Source organism: Pseudomonas sp. R19M, assembly GCF_050312585.1.
In the GTDB taxonomy this organism is placed as follows: Bacteria; Pseudomonadota; Gammaproteobacteria; order Pseudomonadales; family Pseudomonadaceae; genus Aquipseudomonas; species Aquipseudomonas palleroniana.
The window spans coordinates 1-11,947 of the sequence record NZ_JBNPJV010000097.1; the positions used below are offsets into that span (position 1 = coordinate 1).

The 11,947-nt window shown below is 64.7% G+C and carries 1 protein-coding gene; it reads right to left on the bottom strand.

The features are described from left to right. Window positions 1-109 precede the first annotated feature (109 nt). Window positions 110-11,947 (bottom strand): non-ribosomal peptide synthase/polyketide synthase, encoded by an 11,838-nt coding sequence (locus ACQRBT_RS24935; RefSeq protein WP_412047638.1) that lies wholly within the window; start codon window positions 11,945-11,947, stop codon window positions 110-112.

Here is an 11,947-nt window from a genome sequence, read left to right on the forward strand (position 1 = left end):
GTGTGTCAGGCTCAGAACCGTGACTGACATACCGCCATCGGGAGCAAGCCCCCTCCCACAGTAACCGCGTTAAGCCTTAACTGACTGGCATTTGGGCTTACCCCGCTCGCTACATGGCGGCCACCAGGCTGCTGATGAACGCGGCGCTGTCGATGATGCCGTCATGGTCGGTATCGATCATCACCGAACGCTCGATGCGCCCCTGGCCGATCACCGTCGCCATGTTCTGCTCGATCAGGTCCTTGAAGCGCCCTGCCCGGCTCATGGACGCCCACCAGCAACTCACGGGGGCCTTGATCGGCTTGAAGTCGGATGCCGTCATGCGTTCGCTCAAGGCCCGGTCAACCTCCCAGGAGATCTGCGCCTCATTGCCACGCAGCAACTCCTCCTTGACCGCGATGAAGGCTTCGCCCAGGGTCTGTTCGGCCCAGGCGACGAACACCGGCCACTGCTGGTCCTCGGCCTCGCGCTGACACGCCTGCCAGGCGTCCTGGATCTGTTCGGCAAAGGCCGGGAACATCACTCCGAGCAAGGCCGCACGTCGCTCGTTGGCCGAGACCTCGCGATCATCCTGCGTCACCACCGCATCCCAATACGGCTTGAGCCACTGCGGCGGTGCCGAGTCGATCCAGCCGACAAACTCAACCTCGCGCCCGGCCTGCTCCAGGCCATAGGCGACTTCCATCGCCATATTGCCACCCAGCGACCAGCCTGCCAGGCGGAAGGCGCCCAAGGGCTGCGCCGCCAACAGTTGCGCCGTGTAATCCTCGACCATCGCCTGCCACGGCGGCACCGGCGTACCGGCTTCGGCCAGTGCACGGCAGATCACCCCGAATACCGGACGCTGCTCCCTGAGTGCCAGGGCAATCGCGGTGTAGCAATGCACCGAGCCGAAGCTTGGGTGGAACATGAACAGCGGTGTGCCTTGCGTCTGGCTATTGAGCTTGACGATCAGCGAGCGACGCGTGTCGCCCTGCAAGCAGTTGACCTGGCCGCGCACGGTCGGGTTGAGCATCAGTTGGCTGATGGACAAATCGACCTCGCTGAGCTTGCGGATCCGCTCCTTGAGCATCAGCACCAATAACGAATGGCCGCCCAGCTCGAAGAAGTTGTCGTTCAGCCCAACCCGCTCCACACCCAGCACGTCGCTCCAGATCGCCGCCACCTGCTGCTCCAGTTCGGTCTGGGGCGCCTGATAGCGCTCGGCGCCCTGGGCCTGGGGCTTGGGCAAAGCCTTGCGATCCAGCTTGCCGTTGGGACTCAACGGCATCTGGCTCAGGACCACCCACTGCGCCGGCACCATGTAGTCCGGCAACTGCGCGCCCAGATGGGCCATGACTGCGGCCTTCCAGTCGTCCTCTGGCTGTTGCAGCACCACATAACCCACCAGGTAAGCCGCATCCACCGCCAGCACCGCCGCTTCACGAATACTCGCGTGCTCCAGCAGGCGCGCCTCGATTTCTCCCAGCTCGATACGCAAGCCGCGGAGCTTCACCTGGTGGTCGATGCGCCCGGCGTATTCGATCACGCCGTCGTCGCGATAACGCGCCAGGTCACCGGTGCGATACAGCCGCTCGCCGCTGCCGAACGGGTCAGTCACAAAGCGCTCGGCGGTCAACCCCGGACGGCGGTGATAACCCCGCGCCAGGCCCTTGCCGCCCAGGTACAACTCGCCCAACACGCCCACCGGCGCCGGCTCCAGGTTGCCGTCCAGCACGTAGCAAGCGAGGTTGGCGATCGGTCGACCAATCGGGACGGCATCGCGACCCTCCTCCACACAGGTCCAGTGGGTCACGTCGATAGCCGCCTCGGTGGGGCCATACAGGTTGTACAACGCTGCATCCGGCAGCTTGGCAAACACTTGCTGCTGGGCATCCGCAGGCAAGGCTTCACCACTGCACACAATGCGTTGCAGGCTATGGCACGAGGTAACCGCCGCATCCTGCAGGAATGCCTGCAACATCGACGGCACGAAGTGCAGCGTGGTGATGGTCTCGGCATTGATCAACTTGACCAGCCGGGCCGGGTCACGGTGATCCCCCGGCGCTGCCACGACCAGGCGCGCGCCGGTCATCAACGGCCAGAAGAACTCCCACACCGACACGTCGAAGCTGAACGGGGTTTTCTGCAGCACACTGTCACTGGCATCCAGGCCATAGGCTTGCTGCATCCAGCACAACCGGTTGGTCAGGGCGTTGTGGCGATTGCCGGCGCCCTTGGGTTGACCGGTGGAACCCGAGGTGTAGATGACATAGGCAAGGTTTTCGCCATCGACCGCAATGCCTGGGTTGTGCTCGGCATGGCCCGCCAGCCACGCATCCCCCAGTTCCAGCACCAGGTGTTGGACGCCCTGGGGGATCGGCAGTTGCGCCAGCAGATGACGCTGGGTCAACAACAAGGCCACGCCGCTGTCTTCGAGCATGTAGGCCAGCCGGTCACGCGGGTATTCCGGGTCCAGCGGTACGTAGGCGCCGCCGGCCTTGAGCACCGCCAGCAGGCCCACCACCATTTCCAGCGAACGCTCCAGCGCCAGCCCGACCAGCACGTCCGGCCCGACACCCTCTGCGATCAAGCGATGGGCCAGACGGTTGGCCCGCGCATTCAACTCGGCGTAGCTCAGGCACTGCCCACCAAACACCACGGCCGGCGCCTGCGGCGTACGCACCACCTGTGCCTCGATCCATTGATGCACCGCCTGATCCAGCGGATAAGTCTCGGCCGTGGCGTTCCACCCCAGCAGCACCTGCTCGCGCTCGTCGCGGGCCAGTGAAGGCAATGCACCAAGGCGCTGCGAGGCATCGCCGGCCAGTGCTTGCAGCAATTGCTGGAAGTGCTCGGCCAGGCGTTGAATGTGCGGTGCGCTGAAGCACTGGCGGTTGTAATTGAACTCCAGGCCCAAGGTATCGCCAATCGCCAGCAGCACGGTCAGTGGATAGTGGGTCTGCTCCAGGCTGTGTACCGCACCAAAGCTCAGCCCCGACGGCGCGCTCTGCTCCAGCGCCTCGGACACCGGGTAGTTTTCGAACACCAGGATGCTGTCGAACAACGCCTCGCCGCCCAACCCGGCCCAGCGCTGGATGTCGAACAACGGCGTGTGCTCCTGCTCACGCAAGCGCACGTTCTGTGCCTGCACCTGTTGCAGCCACTGGCTGACCGTCCATTGCGCATCCGGCGTCGCCACCACCGGCAGGGTGTTGATGAACAAGCCGACTTGCTGCTCGATGCCGCGCAGTTCCGCCGGGCGCCCGGCCACGGTGGCACCGAAGGCGACCGTGGCCTGCCCGGTGTGATGCTGCAGCAGCAATAGCCAAGCGCCTTGCACCAAGGTATTGAGCGTCACTTTGTTGCGCTGGGCGAAGGCTTTCAGCTGTTCGGTTTGCGCGGCATCCAGGCTCAGGCGGTATTCGCCGTTGGCCCCAGGTTGCGCGTCGCGCACCTCACGGGCCAGGCGGGTCGGCTCGCGCAGGTTTGCCAGCTGGTCTTTCCAGAACGCTTCGCTGACCGCCTTGTCCTGTGCCTGCAACCAGGCGATGTAGTCGCGGTAACGCCCGGTCGGCGCCGGCAACACTTCACCGGCGTACTGCTGCAACACTTCGCCGAACAGCTGCGAACCGCTCCAGCCGTCCATCAGCATATGGTGGTTGGTGTAGATCAGGTGATAACTCGACGCTGCGGTACGCACCACCGACAAGCTCAACAACGGCGCCTGCTCCAGCACAAAACCCTGGGTCCTGGCGGCCTGCGCCCTGTCATCCAGCGCCTGGGCGCTATCTGCCCGCTCGCGCCAATCGAGTTCGGTAAACGGCAGGCGGGCCTGTTTGTAGACCACCTGCAAGGGTTGCTCAAGCTCGGTCTGCCAGAGGAAACCACTGCGCAGGATCTCGTGACGGTCGACCGCCGCCTGCCACGCCTGGCGAAAACGCGGGACGTCCAGGCCCTGCACATCGATACGCATCTGGTTGATGTAATCCCCAGACCCTGCACCATACAACGACTGGAACAACATGCCTTGCTGCATGGGCGACAGCGGATACAGGTCTTCGACCTCACCGACATTCAGCGGCAAGGCATCCAGTTGCGCTTGCGACAACCGCGCCAAGGGGAAGTCCGATGGCGTCACGCCCTGGCTGGCCGGCTCACAACAGTGATCAATCAGCGCCTTGAGTTGCGCGGCGTAATCGTCGGCCAACTGCTGCACGGTGGCTTCGTCAAACATGGCCTGGCTGAAACTCCAGTTCAACTTCAGCTCGCCGCCGTACACCTGGCCGTTGATCTCCAGCCAGTTGCCCAGGGGTGCATCGGGGCTTTGCTCGGCACCGCTGGCGTCACCGGAGGGCGCGAACAGCCCCTCTTGCTCGCCGCTGTCGAAACTGGCGTCGAACTGCCCCAGGTAGTTGAAGGTAATGCGTGGGCGCGGCAAGGCGGCCAGCGCCTGTTGTGCCTCGGGATTGCCCAGGTAGCGCAGCGCGCCGAACCCCAGGCCCTTGTCGGGCACCGCACGCAGTTGCTCCTTGATCTGTTTGAGGGACGCGGCCAGGGAGTCCGCCGGCACCAGTTGCAGCGGGTAGAGGCTGGTGAACCAACCGACCGTACGGGTCAGGTCGATCTCGTCGAACAGGTCTTCGCGCCCATGGCCCTCCAGGCGGATCAACATCGACGCCTCACCCGTCCAGCGCACGATGACTCGGGCCAGCGCCGTCAGCAGCAGGTCGTTGATCTGGGTTCGGTAGGCACTCGGTGCGTCTTGCAACAAACGACGGGTATCGCTCGCGTCCAGTTGGGTGCTCACGCTCAGCGCCAGGCGGTTGCTCAAGCTGGCGTGCGGGTCGGCCACCGGCAAATCGGTAGGGCTGCCCTGCAACTGCGTTTGCCACCAGCTCAGTTCCTGCTCCAGCGCCGCGCTGCGCGCATAGGTTTGCAGGCGTTCGGCCCAGGCGCGGGTGGCGCTGGTCTTGGCCGGCAAGACCACTGGGGCACCTTGGGCGAGCTGCTGATAGGCGCGTTGCAGGTCTTCCAGCAGGATGCGCCAGGACACGCCGTCCACCACCAAATGGTGGATCACCAGCAGCAAGCGCTGGGAGCCGTCGGGCAATTGCGCCAGCACCGCACGCAGCAAGGGGCCGGCCGCCAGATCAAGGCTGCGCTGGGCTTCGTCGCCCAGGGCGTCGAGCTCCTCGACCTGGTTCAGCGACGTCTGCCACAACAGCTGATCCGCCTGATGCAGCTGCGGCTCGCGATACGTCGCGTTCCAGCCCGCCGCGCCCTCGACGAATGCCGTGCGCAGGGCATCGTGGTGCACGATCAGCGCTTGTAAGGCCGCGACCAGCAGCGACGCCTGCAATGGCTGGTGGGGTTGCAGCACCACCGACTGGTTCCAGTGGTGACGCTGGGGAATCTCATCGGCAAAAAACGCCTGCTGCACCGGCAGCAGCAACAACGCGCCGGTCTGCGCCGACTGGTCCAACTGCACCGCGCCCTCGCCTTCACGGGCCACGGCAGCCAGGCTCTGCACGGTCTGGTGCTGGAACAGGTCCTTGGGCGTGAACCGCACACCGGTCTGGCGCGCGCGGCTGACCACCTGGATCGAAATGATCGAGTCACCGCCCAGTTCGAAGAAGTTGTCGTGCAGCCCCACCTGCGGCAAACGCAGCACATCGGCCCAGATCGCGGCGATCTGCTGCTCCAGCTTGCTCTGGGGCGCCACATATACCTGCTGCAACTGGCTCACATCCGGCTTCGGCAAGCCCTTGCGGTCGAGCTTGCCGTTAGGTGTCAGCGGCATGCGTTCGAGGAACAGCAGATGCGTGGGCACCATGTAGTCCGGCAGGCGGGTTTTCAAGGCGCGACGCAGGGCTTCGCGGCCGTTGGACTGGGCCACGGCGTCGTCCAGCAGGGTCGGGTCCAGGGGCACCACATAGGCCACCAGTTGCTTGCCGGTCGGGCCGTCCTGCGCCACCACCACGGTTTCACCCACGCTGTCCTGCTCGCGCAGGCGCGCTTCGATTTCACCCAGTTCGATGCGGAAACCACGGATCTTCACCTGATGGTCGACACGCCCCAGGTAATCCACTACGCCGTCCGGGCGCCCTCGGGTCAGGTCACCGCTGCGGTACACGCGGCTGCCGGGCTTGCCGAACGGGTCCGGCACAAAACGCTCGGCGGTCAGCGCCGGACGCTCCAGGTAACCCCGCGCCACACCCTCGCCGCCCAGGTACAACTCACCGGCCACGCCGATCGGTTGCAGGTTCAACTGCGCATCGAGCACGTAGCCGCTGCGGTTGCCCAGCAGCGTGCCAATCGGCGCATACACCGCCCCGCACGGGTCGCCTTTGCGGGCTTTCCACAGCAGCGGCGTGACCACGGTTTCCGTCGGGCCGTAGCCATTGAACAGGTAGGTCGGGCGCAGTGCGCGCCAGGCCAGGTCATAGCTCGCCTGGGCCACCGCATCACCGCCGAAGCAATACACACGCACGGCCGGCGGGTTGCCGTCACGCTCGGCATGTTCGGCCAGCTGTTGCAGGTACACCGGCGGGAACACTGCCATGGTCACCTTGTGACGGTGCATCTGTTCGTAGGTGTATTCCGGCAGCCACAGGCTGTCGTCGCGGATCAGCACGCTGGCGCCGTTGATCAGCGGGTGCATCCAGCCTTCGTGGGAGCCGTCGAAGGCGAAGGACATGAAGTGCAATTCGCAATCGGTCGGCCCGGTTTCATAGCGCTCGCCGGTGGCGATGATGTGCGCCACCAACGGCCCATGGGACACCGCCACGCCCTTGGGCAGGCCGGTGGAACCGGAGGTGTAGATCACGTAGGCCAGGTTGTTGCCGTATAGCGTCACTTGCGGCGCACCGTCGCTGTAATCTGCCCACACCGACACCTCGTCGATTGCCAGGGCTTGCAAACCCTCGGGAATCGGCAACCGATGCTGCACCGCCGAATGGGTCAGCAACAGCTGGGAGCGGCTGTCCTGCATCATGTACAGCAGGCGATCGCGTGGGTACTCGATATCCAGCGGCACATATACGCCACCGGCCTTGAGCACCGCCAGGAAGGCCACCATGATTTCGGCACTGCGCGGCATGGCGATGGCCACGCGCACTTCAGGGCCAACACCACGGGCGATCAGCGCATGGGCCAGGCGGTTGGCCTGGCGGTCGAGCTCGCCATAACTCAGGGTTTGCGTATCAAACTTCACTGCGACGGCGTCGGGGTTCTCCCGGGCGCGGTCGGCGAACAGTTCATGCACCAGGCGCTCGGCCGAGAAGCCGGAATCGGTGCAGTTCCAGCGTTCGAGAATCTGCTGTTGCTCGGCAGCATCCAGCAACGGCAGTTGGCTGAGGGGTTGTGCAGGGTTGGCGACCATGCCTTGCAACAGGTTCTGCCAATGCCGGGCCATGCGTTGCACGGTGGCGGCTTCGAACAGGTCCTGGGCGTACCCCAAGGTCGCCCAGATACCTTCGGTAGACTCCTGGATATCGAGGTCCAGATCAAAGTGGGCGGTCTTGCTTTCCCACTCCAGGCCTTCAACCCGCAGGCGTGGCAGTTGCTGCTGCACCTGCGCCTGGCCGACATCGGTCTGGTGGTTGAACATCACCTGGAACAGCGGGTTGTGGCTAAGGCTGCGCTCCGGCTGCAGGGCTTCGACCAGTTGCTCGAACGGCAAATCCTGATGCGACTGGGCCTCCAGCGCCCGCTGGCGGGTATGTTGCAGCAACTGCTCGACACTCATCTGGCCGTGCAGGTCGGCCTTGAGCACCTGGGTGTTGACGAAGAAACCGATCAGGCGTTCGGTCTCGCTGCGGTTGCGGTTGGCGATCGGTACGCCGACGCGAATCTCTTCCTGGCCACTGTAGCGGTGCAACAGGGTCTGGAACGACGCCAGCAACAGCATGAACAGCGTGACGCCTTGTTGCTGGGCCAATGCCTTGAGCTCAACCGTCAACGCCGGCGCCAGTTCGATAGCCAGGCGCGCACCGCGATGGCTTTGCACGGCCGGGCGCGGGTGGTCGAACGGCAACTCCAGCACGTTTTGCTCACCGCCGAGCACGTCGCGCCAGTACGCCAACTGACGCTGCTTCTCACCGGCATCCATCCACTGGCGCTGCCACACGGCATAGTCGGCGTACTGGATCGGCAACGCCGGCAACTGCAAGTCCTGGCCCTGGCTGTAAGCGGCATACAACTGCACCAGTTCCTCGACCATCAACTGCATCGACCAGCCATCGGAGACGATGTGATGCTGCACCAGCACCAACACATGTTCGTCCGCCGCCAGGCGCAACAAGGTCACGCGCACCAATGGGCCTTGTTGCAGATCGAACGGCTGGGCGATCTCTGCCTCGACCCGCGCCTTGAGCTGGGTTTCATCGATATCCACCTGGGTGATGGGCAACCTCGCAAACGGCTCGATCACCTGCACCGCGCCCGCAGGCTCCTGGCGGATATAGGTACGCAGGCTTTCGTGACGGGCCAGCAGCGTGTCAAAGCTGCGTTGCAGCGCGGCGTGGTCCAACTGCCCGTGTAAACGCAGTGCGCTGGGGATGTGATAGGCCGCGCTGTGGGGCTCCAATTGCCAGAGAAACCACTGGCGTTCCTGGGCGTACGACAGCGGCAACGGCTGTTCGCGACCGGCCGGCAACAAGGCCGGAGCCGTTGGCGCGCTGTTGTCCTGGACCTGCATCGCGGCCACGAAAGCGTCCAGGCGCGGGTGTTCGAAGAGCGCCTTGAGCGGCACTTCCAGGCCCAGCGCCTGGCGAATACGCGATACCACCTGCATTGCCAGCAGCGAATGCCCGCCCAGTTCAAAGAAGTGCTGGTTCAAACCGACCCGCTCGACACCCAGGATATCCGCCCAGATTGCCGCGACTTGCTGCTGCAACGCGCTGACCGGCGCCAGCCATGCCTGCTGCAGCGGGCTGCCGTCCGGCTTGGGCAGCGCCTGGCGGTCCAGCTTGCCGTTGGGGTTGAGGGGCATGCGGTCAAGGAAGATCAGGTGCGCGGGCACCATGTAGTCCGGCAGATGCTCACGCAGGGTCTGCATCAATAGCTCCCCCGCCGCTACGCGCTCGGCTTCGGACAACGGCTGCGTCGGCACCAGGTAGGCCAACAATTGGTTGTCGGCCGCCAGCAACAGCGCTTCGCGCACGCTGTCCTGGGCCAGCAGCAACGCTTCGATCTCTCCCATTTCAATACGGAAACCGCGGATTTTCACTTGGTGGTCGACACGCCCGACGTACTCGACCACACCATCGGCGCGATAACGCGCCAGGTCGCCGCTGCGATACAGGCGCTCGCCGACTGCGCCGAACGGGTCGGCGACAAAGCGCTCGGCGGTCAGGCCCGGGCGCTGCAAATAGGCGCGGGCCAAACCGCTGGCGCTGGCGATATACAACTCGCCCACGGCCCCGGTCGGCAACAGGTTCAGGTCGCCGTCCAGCACATACAAGCCGCGCCCGGGCAGTGCACGGCCAATCGGGCTGGCCGTGACGCCGACCACGCTGGCGGGGTCGGTACAATCGAGCACGCTGGACACCACCGTGGCTTCGGTCGGCCCGTAGGTGTTGAGCAGCCGCACATGGCCCAGCTCCGCCCGCTGCCACAACATCGGCCCATCCAGCGGCATGGCTTCGCCGCCGATATGGATCTGGCGCAACGCCCCATAGCTGCGTGGCCCGGCGGCCAGGCAATCGTGCAGGAACAGCTTCCAGTAGGCGGTCGGCAAGTCGGCCAGGGTGATGCCCTGGGCGATGATCTGCCGGTACAACTCGGCGCCGTCCCACAGCTGCGGCCCGCGCAGAATCACGCTGGCACCCAGGGTCAGCGCCGGGTACAGCTGCTCGACGAAACCATCGAAGTTCAGGGTCGCGAACTGCAACACCCGGTCACTCGGGACCAGCCGTGAATAATGCGCCGCGATACCGGCGAACTCACTCAAGGCGGCATGGTTGATGGCAACGCCCTTGGGTTTGCCGGTGGAGCCGGAGGTGTAGATCACATAGGCCAGGCTTTGCGGTTCAAAAGCCCGTTGCGGATTCTCGTCGCTGTACTGCGCCAATGCGCTGTCGGCAAGGTCAAGGTCCAATGCCGCCAGCCCCGCCGGCAACGGCAGGCGCGAGCGCAAGTGGGATTGGGTGAGCACCCATTGCGCGGCGCTGTCTTCGAGCATGTGCACCAGGCGTTCGCGGGGATACTGCGGATCAAGTGGCACATAGGCCCCGCCGGCCTTGAGCACCGCCAGCAGGCTGATCACCATCGCAAAGGAGCGCTCGACGGCAACGCCCACCAACACTTCCGGGCCGACGCCCTGGTCGATCAGGTAGTGCGCGAGACGGTTGGCCTGCCGGTTCAATTCGCCATAGCTGATGACCTGATCATCCAGCACCAGCGCCGGATGCTCGGGTTGAGCCTGGGCCTGGGCCTCGAACCGATGATGCACCGCCTCGGGTTCGGCGGCCGTCGCCGGGGCATTCCAGTCGTGCAGCAGCGCGTGGGTTTGCGCGGTGCTCAGCATGGCCAGTTCCGCGAGACGGCAGTGAGGCGTGCTGACAATCGACGCCAGCAGGTTCTGCCAATGCTCGGCCAGACGTGTGATCGTCGCGGCGTCGAACAAGTCGGTGGCATAGGTCAGCGCCGCCCAGAACCCTTCGGCGGACTCATGAGTGTCCAGGCTCAGGTCGAAGTGGGTGGTGTGGTTGTCCCAGTCCAGCTCCACCACACGCAGGCCCGGCAGTTGCTGGCCGTCGCGACCGCCCTGGGCGTCGGTCTGATGGTTGAACATCACCTGGAACAACGGGTTATGGCTCAGGCTGCGTTCCGGCTGCAAGGCCACCACCAGTTGCTCGAATGGCAGGTCCTGGTGGGCCTGGGCTTCGAGGGCGCGGCGTTTAGTCTGTTGCAGCAGTTCGGCGAAGGTCATCTGCCCGTCAAGGTCGGCCTTGAGCACTTGGGTATTGACGAAAAAGCCGATCAGCCGCTCGGTCTCGACGCGGTTACGGTTGGCAATCGGCACGCCGATACGGATATCAGACTGCCCGCTGTAGCGATAGAGCAAGGTCTGGAACGACGCCAGCAACAACATGAACGGCGTCACGCCCTCTTGCTGCGCCAGGCGTTTGAGACCCGCGACCAGCGCTGCGGGCAAGTCCACTTGCAGGCTCGCACCGCGATGGCTTTGCTGGGCCGGGCGCGGGCGGTCCAGGGGCAGTTCCAGCACCGGTTGTTCGCCGCCCAACAGAGTTTGCCAGTACGCCAATTGGCGCGCGCGCTCCCCCGCCTCCATCCAGCCACGTTGCCACAGGGCGTAGTCGGCGTACTGGATCGGCAGCGCCGGCAATTGCCGCTCAGTGCCCTGGCTGAAGGCCGCGTAGAGTTGCACCAGCTCCTCGACCATCACCTGCATCGACCACCCATCTGAGACGATATGATGCTGCACCATCACCAGCACGTGTTCGTCTTCAGCCAGCTGCAACAGGGTCACCCGCAACAGCGGCGCCTGGTGCAGATCGAACGGCCGCGCGACTTCCGCTTCCACGAAGGCCAGCAACTGCGCTTCTTCAATGCACGCCTGATGGATCTCGACCTGCGCCTCGGGCAGCACCGTTTGCAGCACCTGCTCGCCCTGCTCGACCAATTGGGTGCGCAGGCTTTCGTGGCGGGCCAGCAGGCTGTCGAAGCTGCGCTGCAATGCCGTCAGGTCCAGGCGCCCCTGCAAACGCAGGGCACCGGGGATGTGGTAGGTGGCGCTCTCTGGGTCCAGTTGCCAGAGAAACCATTGGCGCTCCTGGGCGTAAGACAACGGCAGCACTTCGGCATCGTGCCGCGTGGGGGCAATCGGCAGTTGAGCGAAACTCATGCCACGGCTTTGCAAGCGCTGGTAGAACTGCTGGCGCTGCTCCAGAGGCAAGCGAAGAAAGCGCGACACCAGGTCGATATTGGGGTTGGAAAGCAT